This window comes from Rickettsiales bacterium, from assembly GCA_025210695.1.
Taxonomy (GTDB): domain Bacteria; phylum Pseudomonadota; class Alphaproteobacteria; order Rickettsiales; family CANDYO01; genus CANDYO01.
Genome location: JAOARE010000008.1, coordinates 16,376 through 41,965, shown reverse-complemented (window position 1 = coordinate 41,965; position 25,590 = coordinate 16,376). Strand labels below are relative to the sequence as shown.

General features: G+C 32.7%; 27 protein-coding genes. 4 read left to right on the top strand and 23 right to left on the bottom strand.

The window, feature by feature from the left end:
• The first annotated feature begins 111 nt into the window (after positions 1-111).
• Complete coding sequence (locus N4A31_00510; protein MCT4634716.1) at positions 112-477, top strand: hypothetical protein; 366 nt, start codon at positions 112-114, stop codon at positions 475-477.
• A 70-nt stretch (positions 478-547) separates the two neighbouring features.
• Positions 548-991 carry a hypothetical protein gene (locus N4A31_00505; protein ID MCT4634715.1) on the top strand — a complete coding sequence of 148 codons (444 nt, stop codon included), beginning with the start codon at positions 548-550 and terminating at the stop codon, positions 989-991.
• Between the two features lie 9 nt (positions 992-1,000).
• Here the strand turns inward: N4A31_00505 and N4A31_00500 are convergent, their stop codons facing one another.
• The 8 genes from N4A31_00500 to apaG all read right to left on the bottom strand — a co-directional run bounded on the left by N4A31_00500 (position 1,001) and on the right by apaG (position 9,197).
• On the bottom strand, positions 1,001-1,153 hold the full coding sequence (locus N4A31_00500; GenBank protein ID MCT4634714.1) for a hypothetical protein: 153 nt from the start codon (positions 1,151-1,153) through the stop codon (positions 1,001-1,003).
• Positions 1,137-2,159: a cytochrome d ubiquinol oxidase subunit II gene (gene cydB, locus N4A31_00495; GenBank protein MCT4634713.1), complete on the bottom strand. Its 1,023-nt coding sequence runs from the start codon at positions 2,157-2,159 to the stop codon at positions 1,137-1,139. The genes N4A31_00500 and cydB overlap by 17 nt, the downstream gene beginning before the upstream one ends.
• On the bottom strand, positions 2,159-3,544 hold the full coding sequence (locus N4A31_00490) for a cytochrome ubiquinol oxidase subunit I (GenBank protein ID MCT4634712.1): 1,386 nt from the start codon (positions 3,542-3,544) through the stop codon (positions 2,159-2,161). Before N4A31_00490 ends, cydB begins: the two co-directional genes overlap by 1 nt.
• Positions 3,545-3,615: 71 nt before the next feature.
• Positions 3,616-6,057 (bottom strand): hypothetical protein, encoded by a 2,442-nt coding sequence (locus N4A31_00485; protein ID MCT4634711.1) that lies wholly within the window; start codon positions 6,055-6,057, stop codon positions 3,616-3,618.
• Between the two features lie 69 nt (positions 6,058-6,126).
• Positions 6,127-7,269 (bottom strand): hypothetical protein, encoded by a 1,143-nt coding sequence (locus tag N4A31_00480; protein MCT4634710.1) that lies wholly within the window; start codon positions 7,267-7,269, stop codon positions 6,127-6,129.
• Positions 7,270-7,331: 62 nt separating this feature from the next.
• Complete coding sequence (locus tag N4A31_00475; protein MCT4634709.1) at positions 7,332-7,775, bottom strand: type II toxin-antitoxin system RatA family toxin; 444 nt, start codon at positions 7,773-7,775, stop codon at positions 7,332-7,334.
• Between the two features lie 9 nt (positions 7,776-7,784).
• Positions 7,785-8,816 (bottom strand): recombinase RecA, encoded by a 1,032-nt coding sequence (gene recA, locus N4A31_00470; protein MCT4634708.1) that lies wholly within the window; start codon positions 8,814-8,816, stop codon positions 7,785-7,787.
• 21 nt (positions 8,817-8,837) lie between these two features.
• Positions 8,838-9,197: a Co2+/Mg2+ efflux protein ApaG gene (gene apaG, locus N4A31_00465; GenBank protein MCT4634707.1), complete on the bottom strand. Its 360-nt coding sequence runs from the start codon at positions 9,195-9,197 to the stop codon at positions 8,838-8,840.
• Between the two features lie 155 nt (positions 9,198-9,352).
• On the opposite strand from apaG, the gene N4A31_00460 reads away from it, so the two are divergent.
• The gene (locus tag N4A31_00460) at positions 9,353-9,655 is read left to right on the top strand and encodes a frataxin family protein (protein ID MCT4634706.1); all 303 of its coding nucleotides are present in this window, start codon (positions 9,353-9,355) and stop codon (positions 9,653-9,655) included.
• Between the two features lie 78 nt (positions 9,656-9,733).
• Here the strand turns inward: N4A31_00460 and N4A31_00455 are convergent, their stop codons facing one another.
• Positions 9,734-10,189, bottom strand: coding sequence for a helix-turn-helix transcriptional regulator (locus tag N4A31_00455; protein MCT4634705.1), 456 nt, complete (start codon positions 10,187-10,189; stop codon positions 9,734-9,736).
• A 123-nt stretch (positions 10,190-10,312) separates the two neighbouring features.
• Between N4A31_00455 and N4A31_00450 the strand changes: the two genes are divergently transcribed.
• Positions 10,313-10,603 (top strand): hypothetical protein, encoded by a 291-nt coding sequence (locus N4A31_00450; protein MCT4634704.1) that lies wholly within the window; start codon positions 10,313-10,315, stop codon positions 10,601-10,603.
• Positions 10,604-10,614: 11 nt separating this feature from the next.
• On the opposite strand, the gene dxr is transcribed toward N4A31_00450, so the two are convergent.
• The 14 genes from dxr to N4A31_00380 form a co-directional block, all read right to left on the bottom strand.
• Positions 10,615-11,775 carry a 1-deoxy-D-xylulose-5-phosphate reductoisomerase gene (gene dxr / locus N4A31_00445; GenBank protein ID MCT4634703.1) on the bottom strand — a complete coding sequence of 387 codons (1,161 nt, stop codon included), beginning with the start codon at positions 11,773-11,775 and terminating at the stop codon, positions 10,615-10,617.
• Positions 11,775-14,171 (bottom strand): penicillin-binding protein 1A, encoded by a 2,397-nt coding sequence (locus N4A31_00440; GenBank protein MCT4634702.1) that lies wholly within the window; start codon positions 14,169-14,171, stop codon positions 11,775-11,777. Before N4A31_00440 ends, dxr begins: the two co-directional genes overlap by 1 nt.
• Positions 14,172-14,324: 153 nt before the next feature.
• On the bottom strand, positions 14,325-15,026 hold the full coding sequence (locus tag N4A31_00435) for a hypothetical protein (GenBank protein ID MCT4634701.1): 702 nt from the start codon (positions 15,024-15,026) through the stop codon (positions 14,325-14,327).
• Between the two features lie 146 nt (positions 15,027-15,172).
• Positions 15,173-15,634: an NUDIX domain-containing protein gene (locus N4A31_00430; GenBank protein ID MCT4634700.1), complete on the bottom strand. Its 462-nt coding sequence runs from the start codon at positions 15,632-15,634 to the stop codon at positions 15,173-15,175.
• Between the two features lie 24 nt (positions 15,635-15,658).
• The gene (locus tag N4A31_00425) at positions 15,659-16,114 is read right to left on the bottom strand and encodes an NUDIX domain-containing protein (protein MCT4634699.1); all 456 of its coding nucleotides are present in this window, start codon (positions 16,112-16,114) and stop codon (positions 15,659-15,661) included.
• A gap of 211 nt (positions 16,115-16,325) precedes the next feature.
• Positions 16,326-16,523 (bottom strand): hypothetical protein, encoded by a 198-nt coding sequence (locus tag N4A31_00420; protein MCT4634698.1) that lies wholly within the window; start codon positions 16,521-16,523, stop codon positions 16,326-16,328.
• A gap of 56 nt (positions 16,524-16,579) precedes the next feature.
• Positions 16,580-16,891 carry a hypothetical protein gene (locus N4A31_00415; protein MCT4634697.1) on the bottom strand — a complete coding sequence of 104 codons (312 nt, stop codon included), beginning with the start codon at positions 16,889-16,891 and terminating at the stop codon, positions 16,580-16,582.
• Between the two features lie 105 nt (positions 16,892-16,996).
• A complete protein-coding gene (gene alaS / locus N4A31_00410) occupies positions 16,997-19,582 on the bottom strand; it encodes an alanine--tRNA ligase (protein ID MCT4634696.1) in 2,586 nt (861 codons plus the stop codon).
• Between the two features lie 102 nt (positions 19,583-19,684).
• Positions 19,685-20,164 (bottom strand): GyrI-like domain-containing protein, encoded by a 480-nt coding sequence (locus N4A31_00405; protein ID MCT4634695.1) that lies wholly within the window; start codon positions 20,162-20,164, stop codon positions 19,685-19,687.
• A 62-nt stretch (positions 20,165-20,226) separates the two neighbouring features.
• The gene (locus tag N4A31_00400; protein MCT4634694.1) at positions 20,227-20,679 is read right to left on the bottom strand and encodes an OmpA family protein; all 453 of its coding nucleotides are present in this window, start codon (positions 20,677-20,679) and stop codon (positions 20,227-20,229) included.
• Positions 20,680-20,830: 151 nt separating this feature from the next.
• Entirely contained in the window at positions 20,831-22,111 is a 1,281-nt protein-coding gene (locus N4A31_00395; GenBank protein ID MCT4634693.1) for a glycosyltransferase, read from the bottom strand.
• Between the two features lie 4 nt (positions 22,112-22,115).
• Positions 22,116-23,399, bottom strand: coding sequence for a glycosyl transferase family 90 (locus tag N4A31_00390; protein ID MCT4634692.1), 1,284 nt, complete (start codon positions 23,397-23,399; stop codon positions 22,116-22,118).
• A gap of 239 nt (positions 23,400-23,638) precedes the next feature.
• Positions 23,639-24,130 carry a hypothetical protein gene (locus N4A31_00385; protein MCT4634691.1) on the bottom strand — a complete coding sequence of 164 codons (492 nt, stop codon included), beginning with the start codon at positions 24,128-24,130 and terminating at the stop codon, positions 23,639-23,641.
• 162 nt (positions 24,131-24,292) lie between these two features.
• Positions 24,293-25,588: a glycosyltransferase gene (locus N4A31_00380; protein ID MCT4634690.1), complete on the bottom strand. Its 1,296-nt coding sequence runs from the start codon at positions 25,586-25,588 to the stop codon at positions 24,293-24,295.
• Positions 25,589-25,590 lie beyond the last annotated feature (2 nt).

The following is a 25,590-nucleotide window of genomic DNA, read 5'->3' as shown; positions in this document are numbered from 1 at the left end:
ATAATAGTTTTCTTGATAGGGCTATTATTATTTATTTGATAAAAAGATCAGCGAGGTGTAAACTTATAATTAACTTATGGCTGGGGATGTTTAATTATAAGGAGAGAAGATATGCCAAAGAAGCAAAAACCAATCGATACGGGTCTTACTGATAAACCTAGAATGATTTCTTGTAGGAATGAGAATAGAGCAGCTGTTGGAGATGTATTACAATTTCTTAGAGATGAAGTTAATGATGGAAAAATGTACATGGTGCCTACATTTAAGGCGCCATCTTCACCTGAAGAAGCAAGAAAAATAGAGACTAATGCTTTAACTATTAGATATGAAAAAATCCATGGCAAAGAAAGTCTTAAGGAGGCTTTAAAAGAAAAATTCCCAGAGAAATATGGAAAAAAATCTAAAGGTTCATCATTTTCTGAAAGAGCCGCTGAAAGCCGTGAATTACGGGGAAATTCTGGACGTGGTAGTAAATAGTTATTTTATATCTAACTATAATTGTTTGGTTTAGTAAGAAAGCTTTTTATATAAAACGAAGGATAATTTTATGTCAAAAAAAGAACCTATAAAATTAAAGCTACCTACAGCTCTTTACGGAGATGAAGTGGTACTTGAGAATCAAGGTGAGGTTGATCATGATCAAGTAATGAGAAAAAGGGTTGATGGATGGAGAAAAGCAGGACTAGTAAATAACCATTCAAGAACAAAACCTCTTGAGAAAATGCCTCCACATAGACAAGAGAACTTAGAGTTTCTTAGAGATAGGGTAAATAACGGAAATCCATTGATACTTCCTACGTTAAGAGAAGATCCTTTTGGAGATGTTGAATTTAGAGAGTTAGCTAAGAGATATGAAAAAATTCATGGAAAAGGAAGTTTAGAGAAAGATTTAAAAGCAAAGTTTCTAGAGAGAGCTAAAGCTAAAGGATCATCATTTTCTGAAAGAGCTACTGAAAGTAAATCACAAGAAAGTTCTGGACGTGGTAAATAGTAAATTAACCTATATAGCTCCTCGCATCATGAATTTTACTAATTGAGAAAGCACCAATACTGTAGATAGACCTCCACACCATAGGGTTATAAACCAGAGCCACTGCTTGAGCTTAGGGTGGTTCTTAAGCTTCTCATTTACTAATTTAATACATGTGTTCATGGCTAGACTTTCCTCTAAAGATATAATAACAATATCCTGTATAGCCTAGAATTACTGGCAATAGGGGAATAACTCCAACTAACATTAGTGACAGTCCTGGACCAGAAGCTGCGGCATCCCAAATGTTATAACTAAATGGAATAATCCATGGAAAAATACTTAACCCAAGTCCTAAATATCCCATCAGAAAAATTCCAATACTTGCTAAGAAAGGACGATATTCATGTTTTTTGCCATGAAGATCACGCCATATTATTATAAATAAAGCGGCGGTTATTAAAGGAATAGGAAATAAATAATAAATATTTGGAGTGCTAAACCAAAAATCTTTGATCTGCTCTTCTATAAATGGTACCGCAATGCTTACCAATACCATAAAAATACCAACGAAACTAAGAACATAAGAAGCAACTTTACGCGACCATTCTTGAGTTATATCTTCAGATTTCATAACAAGCCAAGTGGATCCTAAAAGCGCATAACCAAACACCACTGCAATGCCGGTCATAATGCTAAAACCGCTTGCCCAATCAAAAGGACCTCCAGAGAAATTCCTACCATCAACTTCAACACCTTGTATAAAGGCTCCAAGAATCATACCTTGGCAAAAAGCTGCCGCTAAGGACCCGTAATGGAAGGCATAATCCCATAGATAGCGTTGATGTGGTTCTGATTTGAAGCGGAATTCAAAAGCTACTCCACGCATTATTAGTCCAAGTAGCATCATTATAATGGGCATATAAAATGCTGGCATAAGAATAGAATAGGCTAAAGGAAAGGCAGCAAATAAACCTCCTCCTCCCAGAACTAACCATGTTTCATTGCCATCCCAAAAAGGAGCAATTGAGTTCATCATACGATCACGACATTTATCTGATGGAGCGAATGGAAATAATATTCCAACTCCCAGGTCAAAGCCATCTAGTAATACATAGAGAAAAATTGCTGTTGCAATAATTACCCCCCAGATTAGTGGAAGATCAATATAAGAGGAAAAATTAAACATTATAATTCTCCTTTAGCTTTTATCACCGAAGCTAAATCATGGTTATTAGATAAATTTTGTTTTGCATTTTTAGGTATACCTTTTTTTATTAACTTCACAATGTAATAGCTGCCAGCTCCAAATACAAAGGTATACATCACAACAAAAGATAATAAGGACCACGCCACTTGATCGCCAATAATTGCAGGAGAAACAGATTTCATTGTTCTAATAACCCCATATACTGTAAAGGGTTGTCTTCCTATTTCAGTTACAAACCAACCAGCAAGTATAGCTATAAATCCGGAAGGAATCATCATAACCCACAATCTATGAAGCCAAGGGTTTTGGAATAGTTTGCCACGGAAATATTCAATAGCGCTAAATATTCCTGTAAATATCATTAATATACCAATTCCTACCATAACTCTAAAAGACCAAAACACCCATGCCACGGGAGGAAGATTTTCTGGAGGAAAAGATTTAAGATTTGGTACTTCACCATTTATATCATGGGTCAGAATTAAACTTGCGCCTCCAGGGATTGTAATCCCATATTTAGTAACTTCCTCTTCTTGATCTGGCCAGCCAAAAAGATATAGAGGCACATTGGTAGTTTTGTCCCAATTTCCTTCCATTGCAGCAACTTTTTCTGGCTGATGTTGCATAGTGTTTTTTCCATGTTCGTCACCTATGAAAAATTGAATAGGCGCAACAATAATTGCCATAATGGCAGCCATGCCTAGCATAACTTTCGCTTGCGGTACATGGCGTTTGGTTAGAATATATAAGGCTCCAACTCCTCCCACTACAAAAGCTGTAGTCAAATATGCAGCTGTTACCATGTGAAAGAAGCGATATGGAAAAGATGGGTTGAAGATAATTTCCAGCCAATTTGTTGGCATAAGTCTACCATCTTCTGCCATTATAAACCCTTGAGGGGTTTGCATCCAGCTATTAGCAGATAAAATCCAGAATGCTGATGTTAAAGTGCCAATAGCGACAATTAAAGTAGAAGCAAAATGCATTTTGGGGCTTACTCTTCCCCAACCAAATAGCATGATTCCAAGAAAGGAAGATTCAAGAAAAAAGGCTGTTAACACTTCAAATCCAAGAAGCGGGCCTAATACATTTGCTGTTTGATCTGAAAAAACAGACCAATTAGTGCCAAATTGGTAGGACATCACCACTCCTGAAACCACTCCCATTCCAAAAGCTACTGCAAAAATTTTAACCCAGAATTTATAGAGATCATAAAATCTTTTATCATTTGTTTTTAACCAGCGCCATTCTAATACGCTAAGGAAGCTAGCTAATCCAATAGTAAAAGCTGGAAAAATTATATGAAAGCTTACAGTGAATGCAAATTGGATTCGAGCAAGTAACACCGGATCAAGATCAAACATTAACATATCCTATAAATTATAACTTCTTAAAGGCTATCATTATATGAAAAGTAGTCAAGAATAGAGTTATATTACGTTCTAGTCCTCTCTATGTTTTTTGTTGGTGTTTTATTCCTTAAGGATGTAAGGCTAGGTCTAGATTTATTAGCAAATCTTTCAACAAATTTACCTTCTATTTTTTTTTGTTTACTTAAAGAAATTACTTTATTTCTTTCTAATTCTATAGGAGAAGAAGATAATTCTATGGAAGAAGGAGAAGTTTCCAAAGCAGCTAAGTTTGCTTTGGCATTTATATTTTTGACCAGGTTTTTTTGTAGAGCAAATAATCCAGCTATACAGGTGGCAGCTATAGGAATTCCTAAGGGGCCTAAGAAAACAGAGCTAACAATTAATCCAGCCATTGTGACAGCACTTACAATTGAATAGATTCTTACCATTTTTTTACTATGTTGTTGCTCTTTAAGATAAGTCTCTTTTTGAGATTGATAAATATCATGGTTTATTTGATCTGAGTTTTGTCTTTCCATTAAAGAGGTGATTCGTTCATTTTTATCAGGAGATAGGGAAGGTGCTTTATCAAAAGTTTTATCTATTTTATATCGTTGTCCAGATTTAGAAATGGCTTCCATGCTGGATGTAAATTTATCTCTATTTTTTTTATTAGCTACAGCGTCCACAAAAAAAGAGACAGTGTCTTTGTTATCATCACTTAAATAATCACTTATAATTTTAGGATAGATTTGTTCTCTTTTTGTTTGGTTATGTATTTGATTAAACATTTTTTTAACAGCAACATATGCAAAATTCTCTAAGGAGTCTTCAGGAATTTCATCAAGTTGTGTAGCATATTTTTTTGCTAATTGATCGGCAATTGCAAATGAATATTCATCTATATTTTGGTTTGTGTTCATTTTTTTACAAAAAATACGGGCTGATTTTTTTAGTAAATTATTTTGGTCAAATTCGTCTTTTGCTCCAAATTTGCTAAAAATTTTATCAAGTAACCTTCTATTTATCATAGGTTTCATGATGGGGCTTGCTGCAGCTATGATTCCTCCTGCAGATGGATAAAAAGAAACAAGGGGGCTTTGGGCTATATTTTCAATATAAGGTGTGGTGAGTTCAATTTGGTCTTTTGCATAAAGAGTCCAAGTTTTATAACTACTATCATCTTGTAATATAGTTGCAATGTTTTCTTCTTCATTTTGAACGGCTTGGCAAAGTGTATAGAATTCTTGTAATCTGCTTTGAACAGCATTTCTAAAATTTCTTCTTTTAGCTATTCGTTGTTGATCTTCTTTAGAAGCAAAATATGGTTGTGTATTTACATTTTCTAGAATGTTCCTTACTTTTTTATGTAAAGTATTTTTGGGATCAGAATCTATACTGGAGGGGGCTGTTTTACTTGTGCGAATCTCCTCTAAATAAGGCAGATTTTCTACTAGAATTTCTTGAGCTATATGTTTACCAATCCTTTTTACATCACTAAATAATATTTGATTTGCAAAGGAGTTTTCTTTATTCAGTGATAAAGATATTTGCGGTTCTAATTCATCAATAGAGAGAGACATTTCTCCAGAAACTTCATTTAAAGCTTCTTTTGCATTTTGACATATGCTTAAAGAAATTTCGTTATTTAATTTATCCTGTAGAGTTTTGCGTAATAAATAAGATTTATCTTTTGGATCATGGCAAGGTATTTCTCTAAGAATGACTAATGCTTGGTCATATTTATCTTGAACATCAGTAATATTTGAAGAATTTCCTTGGGTTGTTTTATAAATAATTGCAGCTTTAGTAAATTTACTTTCATTATTTGATGGATCAATAGATAAAGCCCGGTCACATTGATTTAAGGCTTCGGCTTCTTTGCCATCTTTAAATAATATGTTAGCCTCTATATTTAAAACAGATGCTGCGCTAGGTCTATGTCCAAGGTCAGCAGCTTCTTGGAAAATATATTTAGCTTTTTGTATAAATGCATTTGCTAATTTTGAGTCTGAAGTGACAGACTTGGCCTTTAGTGTTTCTGCCCTTTTTAATTCTAATTGTCCTTTATTATATAGAGCTTGGGATAGTTTTGCAGAATATGGAGCATGTGTCCTATAAATTCTAATAGATTCATCATATAATTTTTTAGCATCAATATATTGATTAGATTGGATTAGAGCTAGATTATATTTAGCATCAGCTTTTAATATAGGGTCTATTTTTTCATCAATATTTGCAATTTCTGTGTAGATTTCTAAGACATTTTTTCCTTGTTTCTGCTCAAGTTTAGCAAGGGCAATTCCTGCGTGCAATATTTTACCTTGGTTATATGCTTTATGATAATATTTGGCAGCTTCTTTTAAATTTTTGCTACATCCTAAGCCTTTTTCTGCCATTGTTCCTAGGTAGAACAAGGACTCATATTGAGAAGTTTCTTGTTTAAATAAAGATAAGGCTGTTATGTAATCTCCTTTTTCAAATAAAGCTTTTGCTTTATCTAAGTTAGACATGAATATAGGCATATATCTCCAAAAAAGTAAGCTATTTAATCTCTATAAAATAACAATATAAGATTAACAAAGTATTAAATCTTAATGATTATAAACCCCAATTAAGATCTCTTTAGCCACTAAAGAAACATCATCATCACTGCGCTTAGTTATCACTTTTGGAGTAATGATCTCTCCATTAGAAGAAAAATATGATAAATAATTATGTTTAAATGCTAGATTAAATATAGCATTATGAGAATCATTCATAGAGGATGGTTTAAATAAGATTACTCTGTTTGATGGCAAATATAAAGGTACTTGCCCTATTGAAGATACTGAGGCCCCAGGTATAATAAAAATATTGTTATTTTGCATAGCAAGATATAGTAATGGATTATAAAAAGAAATAGCTCTACGGTTCTTTCCATTAATTTCAATAGCAAAATTAAAGAATGAATAATCCATTTCTTGAAATAATTGGACAAAATATCTACTCACATCATCTATAGCAGTGGATGGATCATCTCCTAATTTATATTCATGATTTGCAATTATTTTAGCGGTTTCTGGTGAGTATTTCCCAGTGCGTGGACCATTTTGAATAATAATCTTATGTTTCTTTCCTTGGTCTACCCATAATTTATAAATATTGTTAAAAAGTTCTTTTGCTGATTCTTTAGTAAAATAATGCATTTTATTAGAAGAGTCTGGAGCATCTCCAGGCATCATAATAATAATATAGTCTTTGTCTAATGAAGGTTTATTTGGATCTTTCCAATTATCATAGGCAAGTTTTAATTCTTTTTTGGAAAGATTGTTTCCTAGAGAAGCAAAAACCAGAGTATGTTTAGGAAAACTATTAATAACTCTCTTTTTATCTGGGGTGTCTACTACAGCTTCTGGAATAATAAGGTGATTTAGTTTTAATTTTGGAAATATATTGAAATATTGATGGATAACTAAGCAATTGTAACTCTTTTTATTGTTAATAGAGTTAGTATCAGAAAGATATTTAAAAAGTTCCATGCCCTTTTCGCCCACAGCTATGGTAATATATTTATCGTTTTCAGGAATTGTTTTTAATTTAGCTAAATATTCTTCCCTGGCATCCTCTTGAGATTGATTTGCATCTATGCTTAGTGTTTCGATTTTAGATTTGTTAGATAATGCTTTAACTATGGCGTCGCCTTGGTTTAAATCTCCAACATGGATACTGCTGACTAGTAATAGGATCTTGATCATTAATTTAAACTTAAATCGGAATTCAAATATAGAATAATTCTATTATAGTCTTGAGTGTATGATCAACTATTGGAAGTTTCTTTGTGAATTAAAGCAGCTCTTTTTAAAAAGGCATCTATAAGTTTATTAGAATAATAATCAAACTCATTACTTATTATGTTATTCAATATTTTAGATTTTAGAGTGAAATCCAGCATAAACTCTGCGTCCACGCCGTTTGCGTTTGGAGTAAATTTCCAATGATTCTGTAAATTTTTAAAAGGCCCATCAGCTAGTTCCACCACAATTTCTTTGTTTGGTATTAGGGTAACTTTAGAGACATATGAGCTGCGAAATAGTTTATACTTAATGACTAATTCTGCATAAATTATATTATTTTTACGATCATTAATTCTAGCGGCCACGCACCAGGGAAGGAATTCAGGATAAGATTCTATATCCGCTACTAAATCAAACAAAAATTTTGCATCATATGGAGCGGATATATTACGAACTAATTTAGGCATATCATTGCCTTATTTTATTTCTTCACCAATTGTTGTAAGCTCATCAATAAATCCATCAGCAGCATTCTCCGCTAGCTTGCGTAGCTTTTGTTCTATTTCATCAGCAATGCTAGGATTCTGTTCTAAGAATAACTTACAATTCTCGCGTCCTTGGCCCATTCTTTCATTGTTATATGAATACCAAGAACCAGACTTTTCAACAATATCTGCTTTAACTCCTAGGTCAATTAACTCACCTCTTTTAGAAATTCCCTCTCCATACATAATATCAAATTCAGCAATTTTAAAAGGGGGAGAGACTTTGTTCTTTACTACTTTTACCTTGGTTTGGTTACCAATAACTTCATCTTTATCTTTTATAGACCCAGTTCTTCTGATATCCATTCTAACTGATGCATAAAATTTTAAAGCATTTCCACCTGTAGTGGTTTCAGGACTGCCGAACATTACTCCAATTTTCATTCTAATTTGATTAATGAAAATAACCATACAATTAGTTTTAGACATTGACCCAGTTAATTTACGTAGAGCTTGGCTCATTAACCTTGCTTGAAGGCCCATATGAGAGTCACCCATTTCTCCTTCTATTTCAGCTTTTGGAACTAATGCCGCCACACTATCTACAACCAATACATCCACGGCACCAGAGCGCACTAAAGTGTCAGCTATTTCTAGAGCTTGTTCTCCTGTGTCTGGTTGTGATAACACCAGCTCATCTATGTTTACACCTAGTTTTTTAGCGTAAATTGGGTCTAAGGCATGCTCTGCATCAACGAATGCGCAAGTGCCGCCTTTCTTTTGAGCTTCAGCTATAACTTGTAATGTTAAAGTTGTTTTACCTGAGCTTTCAGGGCCAAATATTTCAATAACTCTTCCTTTTGGTAAGCCACCTATTCCTAAAGCTAAATCTAGTCCTATTGATCCAGTTGAAATTGCTTCTATTTCAACTTTTGGGCGTTGCCCTAGTTTCCATATTGATCCTTTTCCATAAGCTTTTTCAATTTGACTTAGAGCAGTATCAAGAGCTTTATTTTTATCCATAAGTTTTACCTATCTATCAGTTTAATTAATGCTTATTATTTCATAAGGGTTATCTAATGAGAAACTAGGGATTTCAATATCAAGTATTTTTCCATTAGCTAGCATTTTGTAATGACCCTTCATTATTCCAGAGGATGTTTTTAAGTTAGCTAAGCTTTTATATTCAAAGGCTTCACCTGGTTTTAAAATAGGGCGTTCTCCAACTATAGTATCCCCTATAACTTCTTGGGTAGTGCCATCGGCACCAATAATTTGCCAATATCTACCAACTAGTTGTACCACAGAATTACTAGTGTTTTCAACAGAAACTAGGTATTCCCAAAAAAAATCATGGTTTGATGATAAGTCATCTTGGTAAGATGGGACAATTGTCACTTTCATAGCGTTACTAGTTCCAACATACATAATATTTATCTATTTCTCCTTACAACTTTATATCAGTATAAGTTATTATATATTATATATAACCTAATAATGTATCTTGCAAAATAAAAATTGATTAAATATAAATATAGCTATTAGGAGATATAAAACATATGGTCATGGAATATTCACAATTTACTAAATTAGCTGGGGAAGAAATTAACTTTATCTATGATGCCTTAGAGGAAGCTGAATTTGATGAAGATTTCGATCTTATAAGCGATGTACTCTATATTTATACCAGCAAAGGAGATTACGTAATTAATCAACATTCTCCAACTCAGCAGATTTGGCTATCTTCTCCTGTTAGTAATGCTGGATATTTTAATTATGATGTTCTTACTAAAGAGTGGAAAGATAAAAAGAATAGATCAATTAGGAAAGTTTTATCTGAAGATTTAGGAGTAATAATATGAAGAAGCAAATAAGCTTAATGCATACGGAGTGTTTACAGATAATCCGATTGCTTTGATGAGGATGATTGCAGATGGATTCTAATTTGTTTTATTTATTAGTTCTTCAAGGTAAGATTCAGAGGAGTCATCTCTTTTTTCTTTTTTTAGTATTTGTGCAAGGTCATACCAGGCCATAGTGATGTGAGCTTTTTCTTTCGCGTCTATTGTAAGATCAGAGTTATTAATGAACTCTTCAACATCAATAAGAGTTTGAAGCATTAGGGGTCTATTGAGAGTTATATCCTGCAGTTCAACATTTTTATAAACAAACTTCTTTCCTCCTATTATTTCGCTAACAGAAACTCCTGCGCTATTTGCTAATTTTTCTAGAACAAGACTAGTTAGAGATTGGCTTCTTCCACTTAAATAATGGCGGATTGTTGCTTCAGTTACCCCAGCCTTCTTTGCCCAGGAGGATGGGGTAAGGTTTTGCTGTTGCATAAACTCTTTAAAGGTGTTTCTTTGATGGTCAATAATTTCTTTGTCTAACTCCATATTCGTAGGATAACACAGGTGTTTTTAAAATAAAAGCGTAATATAGTACGAAAGGAACTTGACAAACGTATTGATATACGATATATAATATTAATATGCTAACTAAGTTGATATATAAGTAAGATGTTTAACCAAGAATCTATAGAAATTGAACAATTATATTTAAATGATTTAGATGAAAATAATTTTAGAAGTGAAGTATCTATGTGGAGAGCTGTAATTATCCAGGCTTTAGGTGACTTAAAGCTTCCGCCTTCAAATGCTAGATATCGTCGTTGGCGCCGTCAGGCTACTAAGTGGTTTAAAGATGCTGATGAAAATTTTAGTATTGTCTGTGAGTGTGCAGATTTATCGGCGGAGAGAGTTTTAACAATTGCTTATGATATTATTTCTAGTAGAAGAGATATAGGGTAAAGAACTATTATTTAATGAATTGATTTTATGTATTCTGCAGATAATTGTTTTACCATTTCCATAGACTCTAAAATTTCTTCCAATGTGTTTAATGTTTTAAAATCTATTTTTTCTAATGCAAATTCAGTGACTTGGGTTATTTGAAGAAATCCTATTTTATCTTTTAAGAATGCATCAACTGCAATTTCATTTGCAATATTAAAGATTAAAGATGCGTTAGTGTCAATGTTTGCAAGTACTGACTCTAAGAGCTGTAGAGACTTAAATTTTTCTGGTTCTGGTTTATAAAAATTTAAATGCCCAATTTTGGTTAGATCAAAACTATTAAATTCATTAAGTATTGCCCGTTCTGGGTAAAACAAAGCATATGAGATTGGGATCTGCATATTAGCTGCGCTCATTTGAGCAAGCATTGATCCATCTTGATAATTTGCTATTGCATGAATGATCGATTCAGGATGAACAATTATTTTTATTTGCTTAGGCTTTATAGGAAAAAGATGATAAGCTTCAATAACCTCTAAGGCTTTATTCACTAAAGTTGCGCTATCGATGGTAATTTTTGCTCCCATAATCCAGTTTGGATGTTTTAGTGCTTGGGTCTTAGTAATTAATTTCATTTGCTCTAATGGATACTCTCTAAAAGGTCCTCCAGAAGCCGTTAAAGTGATGTCTTTAATTAGATGTGCTCTGTTAGAGTCAAAAACTTGAAATAATCCACTATGTTCTGAATCAATAGGAATAATATTTACATTATGCTTTTTAGCAAGGCTCATAATAATATGTCCTGCGCAAACTAAACATTCCTTATTAGCTAAAGCTATATCATTACCAGATTTTATTGCATTAATAGTTGGTAATATAGCAGCTGATCCAACAATAGACATTACGGTTAAATCAACTTTAATTTTTGCTATTTCATCAATGGAGTTAGTTATAATCTCAATATTAGTATTTTTTAGTAAAGATTTTAGTTGTTCTATTTTGCTAGAGTCTCCAAGATGAACATATTGGGGGTTGAGCTCTAAAGCTTGTTTAGCTAGAAGTTCTACATTATTATGAGCGGTTAAAACTTTGAGCTCAAAATTTTCAGGTTTTTTTTTAAGTATTTCAACTGTGTTCTCACCAATAGAACCAGTGCTTCCAAATAGAGCGATGGTTTTTCTAGCCATTAGTAAATTCCATCATCTTGAATTTCATCTAAACTGAAAACTTCTGGTTCATCGTCATCATCCTTTTTTTGTGGTTCTTCTATTGCAAGACTTGAATCATCAACAACAGCTTTTTGAATTTCTATAGGGCTTTGATAATTTTTTCGTTTGAATGCTTCATAGATTGTTCCTCCGTATTTCATTGAAGGCTCTCCACTCATATAATCAGTTCTAACTAATTTTATACCATCAGGTATTTTAAATGATTTATCTGCTTGGTCTGCTAATGCTTCTTTCATGAATTCAACAAAAATAGGCTGTGCAGCTGTTGCCCCAGATTCCTTAGTTCCCATTTTGGTTGCATTGTCATAACCAACAAATACTCCCACTACTAAATCAGGAGTGAAGCCAATAAACCATGTATCTTTAGGGCCATTAGATGTTCCCGTTTTTCCAGCAATGGTACGCCCTAATTGTCTTATAGGTAAGCCAGTTCTTGTATGAAGAACCACGCCTTCTAAAATGGAAGTTAATTGATATGCAGACCTTGGATCTGTAACATAAGGATTATTATTTTGAATAAAAGGAATAGTACCATTTATTTCGTTGCAATCAACGCATATTCTTTTGTCATTGCTAAAGATTAATTTTCCATGGCGGTCTTGAATTTTGTCAATCAAAGTGGGGGTAACTTTGCGCCCACCATTAGCGATAACAGCATAGGCATTAGTCAGTTGCAATACCGTGGTTTCTAGTGCTCCTAATGCCATAGAGTAATATGGTTGTGGATCTTTATTGATTCCAAATCTTTTTGCAATTTCCACTATATTTCCAATGCCCACAGCTTCAGCAATTCTAACTGTGATGGTATTACGAGATAGCTCCAGTCCTCTTCTTAACGTTAAAGGTCCTAAAAAATCATGATAAAAATTCTGAGGTTTCCATAGTGGTAATCCTGGGCCTTGTTCCATTTCAATAGGAGTATCTAAAAATATACTTGAAGGAGTAAATCCAGCTTCTAAAGCTGCCAAATAAACAAAAGGCTTAAAGGAAGATCCAGGTTGACGAAAAGCTTGGGTTGCCCTATTAAATTTACTGTTATCAAAGCTATATCCACCGACTAAGGCTAGAACTCTTCCGGTGTGAGGATCCATAGCAACTAGTGAGCCATTTATTCTTGGAATTTGCTGAATTGCATTTTTATCGTCTAAAGTTATTACATCACCTGGTTTAAACATTGAAGTTAGCTTTCTGCCTTTTAAAGCCCATTTACTTAGAGCTATATTGATAGATCCTTTTTTGCCGTTAGCAAATCCAACTTTAGCAGAAGTTTCTGTTAGTTTTAAAATAACTGCATAGCGCCAAGGCTTAATATCCATTTTTGCTGGATTTATTGAAGCTAGTTTTTTAGCCCAATTTTCTTTAATATCTATCCTAGCTATTGCTCCTCTATAGCCATATTTTTGGTCATATCTTATCAGTCCATTACGTAAGGCTTTTTCAGCAATTTTTTCTAACTTTGGATCAAGGCTAGTACGTACCATTAATCCACCTTCATATAAAGATTCTTTTCCATACATTTGGGCAATTTTTTGCCTCACAGTTTCAGCAAAAAAGTCTGCCGTTGCCACTTCATCTCTATCACGGTTAGCCAATGTTATTGGTTTGGAGAGAGCCTCTCTGGCTTCATCCTCTGAAATATAATCTTCATCATACATTCTTTTTATCACCCAGTTGCGCCTGTCTAGCACTTCTTCCATATGAGTGCGTGGGTTATAGCGGCTTGGAGCCTGAGGCAAGGATGCTAATAATGCAGATTCTTCAATGCTTAGCTCATTGACTGATTTATTGAAATAATTTAAAGCAGCAGATGCAACGCCGTAAGATCTGGATCCTAAGAAAATTTCATTTAAATAAAGCTCAAGTATTTTGTCTTTAGATAAAGCTTTAGAAATTCTAAAAGCTAAAATGGCTTCTTTTATCTTACGATTGATTGATTTTTCATTTGTTAATAGAAAGTTTTTTACCACCTGTTGGGTAATGGTGGATCCACCTACTAATTCTTTTCTCCCTTGTGCCATTGCTATAGCATTTTTAATAGCTGCTCGTAATATCCCCATGAAATCCACACCAGGATGACTATAGAAATTCTGATCTTCAGCGGAGATGAAAGCCTGACGGAGTGTTGGAGGAATGGAATTTATAGGCAGGAATATACGATGCTCTTTTGCGTATTCTTCTAACAATTTACCATCTGTGGCATAAAATCTGGTAACAATGGGAGGTTCATATTTTTCTAATTGCTCATAGCTTGGTAGATCTTGTGAGTTAATATAAAATAAGTAACCAACAGCAATAATGCCGATGATTCCAAAATTAACAGCTATCCAAAAACACCATATAATAAATTTACGCAAAATGATTCCTTCAAGATTTAAAAACTTTATTATAACCTGACTACACCTATCTGTGTACTAATTATTTATCTCTTTGGCAAGAAAGTTTTAAACTCTTAACTTACTTCCGTAAATATTCCAAGATTAGAGAGATAAGTATTAAATACGCATAATCTATGCCGCTGGTGCTAATTCTATTAAACCGCCAAGATTATTTTGTGGAATCTCATTATTAATTTCAGGGATGAGAGAATTGTAATATATGTCAATACTCACTCCAATAGTAGTAATAATAAATGAGGGTAATAGATACCATGTATTATAATAGGAAATTATATCGCTGGAAATAAATCCCTCCTCTGAGACACAAGCAGATTCATTAACCGCAATAAATTTTTCAGATAATGATGAAGCAGATGATGTTTTAACTCCAAGTAATACATCTGTATCGAATGTTTCAGAATTGATTGGATCAGCCATTATCTTACCAGAATTGATTGGATCAGCCATTATCTTATCAGAAGTGATTGGAGCACTTGTTGTCATAGGACCAACGATTGCATGTTCGTTGTTTTTACAAGACTTTAAAATTTCTTCAGAGGTTTCATAATAATGAAACATTCCTCTAGTTGCATTCGGACCATCGCATTCAGAATATTGTCTAGGTTCAAGTTTTTCTATGTGCATTTTATAGACGAGTTTATCATAATGGTTAAAGCCTACTACTAGACCTGATTTTTTATCACTTGGTCCATCTCCGCTTATGCGCTTTGATTCCTGAGATAAGCATTTCTCATTAATATTTTTATAGACGTGGGATTTTTCGCCTTTTTTAAATACATCGTCTATCGCTACATAACATACTAATTCTGACATTTAGCAACTCCATAATAATACTAATAATTGTTAATAATTTTACGAGTAAATGTCAAGAGAAAAATATTATGCCTAATGTATGAATCTTGGAGAACAGGTAACTATTTGCTTAAAAGTTTCTGGATTTAACTATTATTGCTGATTTTTTAAATCATAACACTTTCAAAAACATTGTTTTTTTCAGAAAGCCATCTGGGAATTAATTCTTTTAAAGGCTCAGCTCTAAAATCTATTTTATTTATTTTATTTAGTGGTATCCATAATAATTCTATGTGATTCTCAAGTTTAGGGATGTTGATGTTTCTTTTTAAATAATTTGATGTAACTTCAAAAACTAAGTTATATTCATGGTTATGGCATATGCTACTATGACCAGGTTCAAAGCTATATTCTAGGCATCCCAAGAATCTGTTTATATCACATTCAGCTCCAGTTTCTTCAAGTAATTCTCTAAGAAGTGCTTCCTTGGCAGATTCTCCATGCTCAATATGTCCTCCTGGAAGAAAATAGAAGTTTTTAGAAAGGTTAGTGGTTTTACAAAGCAGAATATGATTTTGGTCGATGATAACTGCTCTACTTAACACATGGATATTATTTTGATTGTTCATATCAATTTTTTATTTTTATAGATGTTATAGAATATTTGTATTAATAGTATCATTTTTGACTATCAACTTTAAAATATTTTTCTTCAAAGTTTCAGGTCGAAAGTCTGTTTCATTTATTTTATTTAGTGGTATCCATAGTAATTCTATATTTTCTTCAAGTTGGGTTATAAATTTACCAAATTGAAAATGATCAGATTCTGCTTTGAATATAAAATTATATTCGTGATCATGAATACCTTTATTTTCAGGGTTGGAAATATGCTCAAAACATCCTAAGAAATTTTCCACCTTAAAGATATCTCCAGTTTCTTCAAGCAATTCTCTAAGAAGTGCTTCTTTAGCCGATTCACCATGTTCAATATGACCACCTGGAAGAAAGTAAAAATTATTAGGGCGGTTAATGGTTTTGCATAATAAGATATGTTCTTGGTCAAGAATAATAGCTCTACTTACAACATGGATGTTATTTTGATCGCTCATATAAACTCTTTAAAAGTTTCCGAATATTGCAGTGTAACCTGAAAACTGTAGTCTGGATAGTAATTATTAGGTTCTAGAAGACTTTTTAGATCTATATCTAATATAAAATAATAAGTACAAAGCTTATTTGATATATTTAATATTACTAAAATTAAATATCCAAAGCACCATATAAATCTGTCAGTAGAGTAATTATTTGAAAGTTTTTAATCTATGCTGCTGCTGCTCCGTATAAATGATTCTCTGAGGGGACAAGGCTTACTACCCCTGTTAAAACAATATTAAGATCATCTTGTTCTAAGAGAGTCTCATAGTTATTATCGGGAAGAATGTTATTACTAGCAGCAGGTGGTTCTAAGAGAATCCCATTGTTATTATCAGTAGCAGGCATATGTCTATAATATACCATAACTCCTAATAAAGTTCCTATTAGAGCTGTAAGAGTGATAGATATCTGAGCATGGTCTAAAGATTCTTCAGGGTTTGACAGGATTCTAAAGCTTCTTCAGATGCTTCGTAATATATAAGCGTTTCTGTAGGCGCATTTATGTCTAGTCTTGATATTTGATGAGCTTCGATAGTGTTGGTTTTGTAAACAAGTTTATCATAAATATTAAATGCAACAACTGTTTCTGATCTTTTGTAGGTAGGTTCACTATCAATATCAAAAGACTTTAACTTTTGGTCCAGACATTTACGGTCAACATTTCTATATACATGAGATTTTTCTCCTTTGTATATATTATCTATTGGAATGTAATATACTGACTCTAACATTTTTTATACTCATAAGATTATATATTAATAATTATTAACATATTTCTAAGTAAATGTCAATGGAGAGATCGCATATCTGGATGGGTTCTTTTTATAAAGAGACAATTATTTGCTCAAAACTTCTTTTATATATCTACTAATCTCTTCAACTTTATTAAAGTCAAATCCTCCAGCTTGGGCAAGTTCCTTCCTGCCCCCACCACCTTTTCCTCCTGCCAACTCATTTACTGTGCGAGTTAATTCAGCTGCATCAAATTTTGAAGTTAAATCCTTATGGACTCCAATTATTAGAGAAGTTTTGCCATTTAATTGAGAACCCGCTGCTATTATAGAATTAGCATTTTCTTGAGTCATATGTTCAACAAAATTACGTAAATCTTTAGCATCCACTCCATTAGTGAATTTTTCAATTAAAGTGATTGCTCCAAATTTGCTGGTTTTCATATTAGGATCCAGCAGTAATAACTTCTTTTTTGCTTGGGTTAACTCATCTTCCAGTGATTTTTTATCTTTAAGTAAGGCAGTCACTTTTTCAGGTATTTCAGCTTTTGGAGTTTTTAAGATTCCTGATAATGCATTTAGTTTTTGCTCTTGGGAGTTCATATAATTTAAAGCAAATTCTCCACAAACTGCTTCCACCCTACGAATTCCTGCAGCAATAGCTCCTTCGGAAATTATTTTAAGAAGACCAATGTCACCAGTACGCTTAACGTGAGTTCCACCACATAGTTCTATTGATGGTCCCATAGACACCACTCTCACTTCGTCGTCATATTTCTCACCAAATAAAGCCATAGCTCCAGAATTAATTGCCTCTTCAGTAGACATTAATTGAGTATTAGCTTCACTATTATCTCTAATCATTTTATTAACAATGGATTCCACTTGAGATATTTCATCTAAGGACATTGCCTTGTTATGACTAAAGTCAAAGCGTAATCTATCAAAGGCAACTAAGGATCCTTTCTGGGTTAGATGGTCACCAAGAACTTGGCGCAAGGCTAGATGAAGTAAATGGGTTGCAGAGTGGTGTTTACGTAAATTGTTGCGGTATTCTGTATCAATTTTTAAGGTCACTTTATCACCTTCTTTGAAGGTGCCTTTTTCAATAGAGTGAGCATGAATTTTTCCTAAGAATTTTTTAGTGTCCGTAACTTTAAATTCTTCATTTTTAGAGTTGACGATAACGCCTCTATCTCCCATTTGACCACCTGACTCTCCATAAAATGGAGTTTGATTGGTGATAACAAGTTGTTGGCCATTTTTATCTTCCATTACTGCCAGCACTATAGCTTCTGCTTGAACAGCCTCATAACCTAAGAATTCGGTTGCTCCATGTTTTTGCTGCAGATCAAACCAAATTTCAGAAGTTGCTTGTTCACCAGATCCTGCCCATGCTGCTCTTGCTCTTGTCTTTTGTTCTTGCATGCAGCTATTAAATCCATCTACATCAACTTTAATTTCTTTAGATTTTAAAATATCTTGAGTTAAATCAAGAGGGAATCCATAAGTATCATAAAGCTTAAAAGCCACATCTCCTTTTAGATTCTGATTTTTTGATAAATGGATTAGTTCTTCATCAAGAAGCTTCAATCCTTTATCTAAAGTTTGTTTGAACCTAATTTCTTCTTGAAGTAATACGTCTTGAATTAAGCTCTGTGCACGAACTAATTCTGGATAAGCTTGTCCCATTTCAATGATAAGAGATGGAAGTAATTGATGCATTAATGGTTCTTTATATCCTAATTGATGAATATGACGCATTGCTCTGCGCATAATTCTACGCAATACATATCCCCTTCCTTCATTAGAAGGCATCACTCCATCAGCAAGTAAAAATGCAGAAGAACGAAGATGATCAGCTATCACCCTGTAAGAAATAAGATTTTTTCCTTCAGGTTTCACTTTAACAATATCGCAAGTAGCATTAATTAAACTAACAAATAAATCAATTTCATAATTGTTATGAAGATTTTGCATCACTGCGGCAATTCTCTCTAAGCCCATGCCCGTATCAATACTTTGCTGAGGTAAATTTTTTCTAGTGCCATTTGCTAATTGCTCATATTGCATGAACACCATGTTCCAAATTTCAATGTATCTATCGCCATCTTCTTCAGGTGTTCCTGGCAATCCACCTGGAACTTTATCTCCATGGTCAAAGAAAATTTCAGAACAAGGACCGCAAGGGCCAGTGTCGCCCATTGACCAGAAATTATCACTGGTGCTGATTTTAATAATTCTATCATCACTTAGGCCAGAGATTTTTTTCCATAATTTTGTTGCCTCTTCATCTGTATAATACACAGTGACATATAATTTATCTTTAGGTAGTAAAAACTCCTTAGTTAAGCATTGCCAAGCAAAATAGATAGCTTCTTCTTTAAAATAGTCTCCAAAGGAAAAATTACCTAGCATTTCAAAGAAAGTATGATGCCTTGCGGTGAATCCTACATTATCTAAATCATTGTGTTTTCCACCAGCACGCACTGATTTTTGGGATGTTGTTGCACGAGTATATGGACGTTTTTCTTCTCCAGTAAAAACATTTTTGAATGGAACCATCCCAGAATTGGTAAACATCAGGGTAGGGTCATTATGTGGAACTAATGATGATGATGGTACAATGCTATGGCCATTTCTGCTAAAATAGTCTAAGAAAACACTACGAATTTGATTAACGCTGAACATAAATTTCCCTCTGATATATCTATCATCATTTATAATATAAATTATATTTTTTTCAAGAAAATAGCGGTAATGCTATAGATTTTATAGAGAAAAATTATAGGGTTAGTTTTTTACACCAATGTATATATCTACAATTGCATTTTTAGGATCTTGCGCTCTTTGATCGTAAATTTCAAAATCTGCTATATAGTTTCTATTAGAGTCATCCATTTGCCAAATTTCTTGCCACGCTTTAACAATTACATTTGCCATTTCTCCAGATTCAGTAGTGAATCTATTATAGGTTTGGTCAGGGATCGTATATTGTTCTAAATTATTGTTATCGGTAAATTCAGTCACTTCTTCCCCAATAAAATAACTATATTTTCCTTTATAATCATTCTCATATTCAAAATAAATAGCAAATGTTCGTCCAGGGTTTTTACGATGTTTTATTTTGTTTGGATAATTCTCTTGAAAATATTTTTGGATTGTAGGAAGAATTTGTGCTGTTTTAGGATCAAATTCAGCTTCATTGATCGTTCTAATTTTTTTGATGCCAACTAGCTTTATTTCTGGAAGTGTAATCTTTGTTTCTTGCATGAGTTTATTTAATCGATAATAAAAACCCTGGATGCACCAGGGTTTTTTAAGTTATATAATTATTAGTTTTTAATAGCAATGGTAACTGATCTACGGTTTAATGCATCGTCATCCATAACTGCTGGTCTTTCTTTACCATAAGAAATAGTTTCAATCATGTTAGAAGGAATGCCGTTCTTTTCTAATTCTCTTTTAGCAGCATAAGCTCTTCTTTCACCTAATGCTAAGTTGTAGTCACTGTCACCTACTTTATCGCAATGTCCTTCAACAACTAAAACAGGTTGATTAGTACAAGATTTCCACTCTTCAGCTTGTTCCCTTAATTTTGCCTTAGCTCCATCACTTAGTGCTGAACTATCAAACATAAAATACACAACATTAACTGAGTCAGTTTGGTCACCCACGGTAGAAGATCTATCTCCGTCTAACCAGCTTCCTCCAGCAGAATCATCCATTGAACTTTGGCAGGCAGAAAGGAATAATAAGGTGCACATAATCGCAAGTAGTTTTTTCATAATATATTAACTCCAAATTTTTTAGTAATTAGTTTTAAATCCCCAGTAAATTACACTTCATTTTATGAAGATAATATTCTGATAAATTCATTATATATTAGCTATATAGATATACAATTAAAATAATTGCAGCTTGTGACCTATAATACAACTATTTTTTTAAGAACATGTTGTTATATTTATGATATAACTCTTTAGAATTGGTTTCCAAGTAATCTTTGGTTACCTTGTTTTCTTTGCCCAGGAATATCTTTTTAGGCTTAACTAAATTTAAATATAATGCCCTTATATTATCATAAGTATATTGTTCAGCCCATTTCCTAGCTTCTGCTGAATATTTTAAATATTCTTGATAGTTGTTGTAAACATCCAACATTGCATTTGCTGCTTCATTAACGTCCACATCAAAATTCTGTCCTATCATTGCTTGGCCATCATAATAAAAAGCAGGTTTTTCTATATTGGCATTTACTGCTTTTGTAAAACCTGAATCGGCTATTGTTTTTTGAGCTAATGCAGTACTTACAATAACAGGAATTCCTCTAGCCATAGCTTCACGTGGTTGAACAGAAAAACCTTCTCCTTTAGATAAAGAGATATAGCAATCCACTTGATCAAAAAGTTTATTATAAGTATCTGTATTTTTTATAGATATATCATAATCTACATTATTCATTTGGTTATTAACTATATAATCAATAATTTTTTGGCGGTGCAGGTCTTCACTCATGCGTGAACTTAGAAGCAGGCGCACATCTTTTCTATTACCGAAAGCTTGTTTAAAGGCTTGGAGTAATTTTACCGTGTTTTTACGGTCTATCATTGCTGAGAAATCTGCAAAGGTGAAAATAGGATGTGCTTCGCTTTTTAAAGGTTGGGTTATAGCATCACCATAGTTTACTGCAAGAGGGGCAACAAAGATTGGAATTTTAACACCTGACTTTTCATATATTGGTACTAAATTTGAATCCGGCAATACTACTAGATCATAGTTTTTATTTAATTCTTCCACCCAGAAGGAACTAATCTTATCTGACTCAAACATAGAGTAAGCAATCCAGATCTGCTCAGATTTATCAAGTCCATTGATTTTAGATAATAATTTATATTTTGTTCTATTAAACTTATAGTCTTCCTCTCCCCAGACATTAAATACATATTCATAGAAGAATATATGGCCAATTTTAAAATTAAAATTGCGTAATACAGATTTGGCATTGGCATTTAAGTCACGGGTGGATATTATTTTACCAATGAAGTTCATATCAACTTCACCACTAAGCATGTTGATAAGGTCTAGGGGCTGACGGCCTATACTATCCGCTTGATTGATAACTCCATAAATTGTTACATCATTGTTTTTTATGAAAGTTCTATATCCTATGAAGAGAAGAAAAATAATGCATATTGTGAATAGTAATTTCCTTAACATAAAATCATTGCCATATTTTTTTCAGTTTGTCTTTCCAAGCTTTAAAGTAACCTTTTGACTTCTTAGCTTCTTTCTTTGTAATTTTTAATTCTTCTAGGATTGTTTCTGAAGAAGGTAACGTTGCAATTATTTTTGCTCCTTTATGTAGTTTAGAATATTCATTTAATATCAATACAGCATGACTGTCTATATGTTCAGGCATTAGATTGTTTTTCACGAAGTTAGTTGCATTTTGTGAAATTTTCACTAATTCCGTATCATTATTTTTCATCCACTCAAGCTGTGGGAATATATTAGTTAAATTTTTATTGATAGGAATATAGTGAACATAGGGTTTCATAGCTGAGTAAAACCACTCAATTTTAGAGGTTTCTTGCTTTACCAACACAGAATTAGAAAGCATGATCCATGGCACTCGCCTCCAAGCGCAAGTATTACCATCAATGGAGATAAGATATTTATACTTTAAATGTTCTTCCTCTGGGACACTCTCAGGACCTTCCTTGAATAATATCTCTAATATATCTTTTAGATCTTCACCTGATTGATCATTAGAAAATTGAGCATAATTACTAAATTTAGCGTTTATTAGGTTTGGATAGAGTTTTGATAAAATAACCAAATTTAAGCGCGGTAATTTATCAATATTATTTGTATTATATCTAATCCCTTCGTTTCCTGTGCTTCCCCCTCTCCAGAAGAGCTTGCTAACTTTCTTGTTCCAAGGATATATATTATTTGCTTTTTCTATTTCAAAGATAATATTTTGCCACTGATCTTCAATCATATATAAGTCAGGAAATAAAAACATATTTCTTTCAGTGTCAGAGGTTACATTTTTTGAAAAAAGAAACCCAGGAATGCTCAATAAATTTTCTTTTAAGTTTTCTTTAAATAAAGCGCTGTCTCCTAAGTAAAAGATAAAGTCGACATCTGCTATTTTATAATCCTTTATAATTTTATTAAAATAATATATTAATTCTTTAAAGCGGTCATTATTTAGATCAGTAGATGAGGCATAAAGTTTCTGATTTACAATCTGGAATCTGGCGATAAGAAGCATATTTTCCTTCATTATATCAGTCCAAAGGTTTTCTATTTCTAATGGAGAGATCCCAGATGCATATTTGTGTGAGAATTGATTTACAATAAAGTCTACAATTGCTTTGCGTTCGGAAGATGGGTTTTTATCCAGAAAACTTTTAGGGCTGATAGTTTCTAGTTCTGTTGCAAATGTTAAATTGCTAAACGATAATATAACCAACAATAGTGTCAGAATTTTTTTCATTATATTTATTTACAGCTATTGCAGTTATAATTATAGATATACATTCTATAATTATTATGAATTTGTTTCAACATAGTCTTAAGTTAATTTATCATTTTTTTAGTTTAACTAGCATTTTCTTTAATAGTTTTTTATAGTAAACTTCATTAGGATCAATAAAATCAGTGGGTTTATAAATGATTAATCCAATAGAGGTAGTAGTATATTCACCAATTGCAGGGTTTAAATGGTTATCCTTGCTATAGGGGGATAGTTATATGTTGATCTAATTTTCCACTTCCTGGGTTATAATTAACAGAAATTTCATATCCTAAATTACGCAAACGAGAGACTAATTTTTCTATGTCATGTTTGCGAAATAATACGGTGTCCTGATTGTCTATAGTATCTTCATTAGAAGATATATTATATTCTGCTGTATATACTGCCACTCCGCCAGGTTTTAAAGTTTTTAAGCTATTTTCTACAAATTTTAAACCATTCTCAATACTTATAAGGTGTTCAAAGGCGCAATAAGAACAAGTAAAATCAAGGTTTTTTAAATCTTCTGGAATGTTATTCATGTCTAGTGGTTGGTATTTTGCTAGTTCTAAGAAGGTTTTTTGAGGGTAGATCCTTTTTTCATTTAATTGCTCAACTTTCGAAGAATGCTGGGTGCCAGTCCATAACTGTGCCTTTTGGTCGTTAAAATCAAGGTCTGTTGCTAAAACCTCAACTCCACTTGCTGCCATAACTGCTGATAATGCTTATTTACCTGTGCCAAAGCCTAACCCTTTCTTGCCAGGAGATAACATCCCCCTTTCCTCTAAGAGAGGTCATTCTTGGCTCTACTTCTAAATATATTGGCTCTTGAGCTGAGGTAAAACCAGAATACATTTAATATTTTATCTTTATTACTCCCGTTCTTTCATTATATTTTTATACTTTAAATACAGCAGTTTAGAGTTGGTTTCAATATATTTACTAGTTACTTCATTTTTTTCTCCAAGGATTATCTCCTTTGGATTAACTAAACTTATGAATAATGGTTTTATATTATCATAGCTGTATTGCTTAACCCATTCGCGTGATTTAGGGGCTAAGTCTAGGTATTTTTGATAATTATTATAAACATCCAGCATTGCATTTGCAGTATCAGTTGTATCTACATCAAAATTCCTTCCTATCATAATGCTATTACTATTATAAAAAGCTGGGCGTTTTATATTTGCTGGTACAGATTTTACGAACCCAGAGTCAGCAATAGTTTTTTGAGCTAAAGCATTACTAACAATTACAGGAATTCCTTTGGCCATAGCTTCACGAGGTTGCACGGAAAACCCTTCTCCTTTAGAAAGGGATATATAACAATCAACTAAATTAAAATATTGATTATATAAATCTTTATGTTTATTTGAAACATGAAGATCAACATTGCTTAGGTTATTTTCTATAATATATTTAATAGAGCGGTCATATTCTTCTTTTTCTTCTTTTCTAGCGCTAATTAATAATTTCACGTCCTCTCTTTTTTTGAATGCTTGATGGAACGCTTTGATTGTTTTTAATGTATTTTTCCTATTTTCAATACTACTAAAATTAGCAAAAGTAAATATAGGGTTAGCCTTTGTTTTTATAGGCTGTTCTAATGAATCACCAAAATCTACGCTTAGCGGTACCACAAATATTGGAATTTTTACTCCTGAATTTTCATAAACAGCAACTAAGTTCGAATCGGGAACAACCACTGCGTCATAGTTTTTATTTAGTTCATCTACCCATGAAAGAGTAATTGAATCTGATTCAAACATTGAATAAGCTAGCCAGATTTGCTCTGATCTACTAAGTCCATTTATTTTTGCAAGAAATCTATAGATAGACTTTTGGAATTTATATTTTGTTTTGTTATAATGGTTTAGTGGTAATTCATTAATAAAAATATGACCTATCTTAAAGTTATAATTTCTTAATACATTTTTTGCTACTTTACCAATATCCTGTTTAGATTCAGTATGACCTATGAAATTAATGCTAATATCCTCTTCACTTAACATATTCATTAAATCTATTGGTTGCCTACCTATGCCGTCAGCGTATTTAATTATACCGTATACGGTTAGGTCATTATTTTTTATAAAAGTTCTGTAAATAGCAAACAAACATATAATTGAGATTAGCGTTATAAGCGTTAATTTTAAAATTTTTTTCATAA

Bases quoted from the DNA above. Each gene is read 5' to 3' on its own strand.
- N4A31_00510 (MCT4634716.1), top strand. From the start codon at position 112: ATGCCAAAGAAGCAAAAACCAATCGATACGGGTCTTACTGATAAACCT.
- N4A31_00505 (MCT4634715.1), top strand. From the start codon at position 548: ATGTCAAAAAAAGAACCTATAAAATTAAAGCTACCTACAGCTCTTTAC.
- N4A31_00500 (MCT4634714.1), bottom strand. From the start codon at position 1,153: ATGAACACATGTATTAAATTAGTAAATGAGAAGCTTAAGAACCACCCT.
- cydB (MCT4634713.1), bottom strand. From the start codon at position 2,159: ATGTTTAATTTTTCCTCTTATATTGATCTTCCACTAATCTGGGGGGTA.
- N4A31_00490 (MCT4634712.1), bottom strand. From the start codon at position 3,544: ATGTTTGATCTTGATCCGGTGTTACTTGCTCGAATCCAATTTGCATTC.
- N4A31_00485 (MCT4634711.1), bottom strand. From the start codon at position 6,057: ATGCCTATATTCATGTCTAACTTAGATAAAGCAAAAGCTTTATTTGAA.
- N4A31_00480 (MCT4634710.1), bottom strand. From the start codon at position 7,269: ATGATCAAGATCCTATTACTAGTCAGCAGTATCCATGTTGGAGATTTA.
- N4A31_00475 (MCT4634709.1), bottom strand. From the start codon at position 7,775: ATGCCTAAATTAGTTCGTAATATATCCGCTCCATATGATGCAAAATTT.
- recA (MCT4634708.1), bottom strand. From the start codon at position 8,816: ATGGATAAAAATAAAGCTCTTGATACTGCTCTAAGTCAAATTGAAAAA.
- apaG (MCT4634707.1), bottom strand. From the start codon at position 9,197: ATGAAAGTGACAATTGTCCCATCTTACCAAGATGACTTATCATCAAAC.
- N4A31_00460 (MCT4634706.1), top strand. From the start codon at position 9,353: ATGGTCATGGAATATTCACAATTTACTAAATTAGCTGGGGAAGAAATT.
- N4A31_00455 (MCT4634705.1), bottom strand. From the start codon at position 10,189: ATGGAGTTAGACAAAGAAATTATTGACCATCAAAGAAACACCTTTAAA.
- N4A31_00450 (MCT4634704.1), top strand. From the start codon at position 10,313: ATGTTTAACCAAGAATCTATAGAAATTGAACAATTATATTTAAATGAT.
- dxr (MCT4634703.1), bottom strand. From the start codon at position 11,775: ATGGCTAGAAAAACCATCGCTCTATTTGGAAGCACTGGTTCTATTGGT.
- N4A31_00435 (MCT4634701.1), bottom strand. From the start codon at position 15,026: ATGTCAGAATTAGTATGTTATGTAGCGATAGACGATGTATTTAAAAAA.
- N4A31_00430 (MCT4634700.1), bottom strand. From the start codon at position 15,634: ATGAACAATCAAAATAATATCCATGTGTTAAGTAGAGCAGTTATCATC.
- N4A31_00425 (MCT4634699.1), bottom strand. From the start codon at position 16,114: ATGAGCGATCAAAATAACATCCATGTTGTAAGTAGAGCTATTATTCTT.
- N4A31_00420 (MCT4634698.1), bottom strand. From the start codon at position 16,523: ATGGTATATTATAGACATATGCCTGCTACTGATAATAACAATGGGATT.
- N4A31_00415 (MCT4634697.1), bottom strand. From the start codon at position 16,891: ATGTTAGAGTCAGTATATTACATTCCAATAGATAATATATACAAAGGA.
- alaS (MCT4634696.1), bottom strand. From the start codon at position 19,582: ATGTTCAGCGTTAATCAAATTCGTAGTGTTTTCTTAGACTATTTTAGC.
- N4A31_00405 (MCT4634695.1), bottom strand. From the start codon at position 20,164: ATGCAAGAAACAAAGATTACACTTCCAGAAATAAAGCTAGTTGGCATC.
- N4A31_00400 (MCT4634694.1), bottom strand. From the start codon at position 20,679: ATGAAAAAACTACTTGCGATTATGTGCACCTTATTATTCCTTTCTGCC.
- N4A31_00395 (MCT4634693.1), bottom strand. From the start codon at position 22,111: ATGTTAAGGAAATTACTATTCACAATATGCATTATTTTTCTTCTCTTC.
- N4A31_00390 (MCT4634692.1), bottom strand. From the start codon at position 23,399: ATGAAAAAAATTCTGACACTATTGTTGGTTATATTATCGTTTAGCAAT.
- N4A31_00385 (MCT4634691.1), bottom strand. From the start codon at position 24,130: ATGGCAGCAAGTGGAGTTGAGGTTTTAGCAACAGACCTTGATTTTAAC.
- N4A31_00380 (MCT4634690.1), bottom strand. From the start codon at position 25,588: ATGAAAAAAATTTTAAAATTAACGCTTATAACGCTAATCTCAATTATA.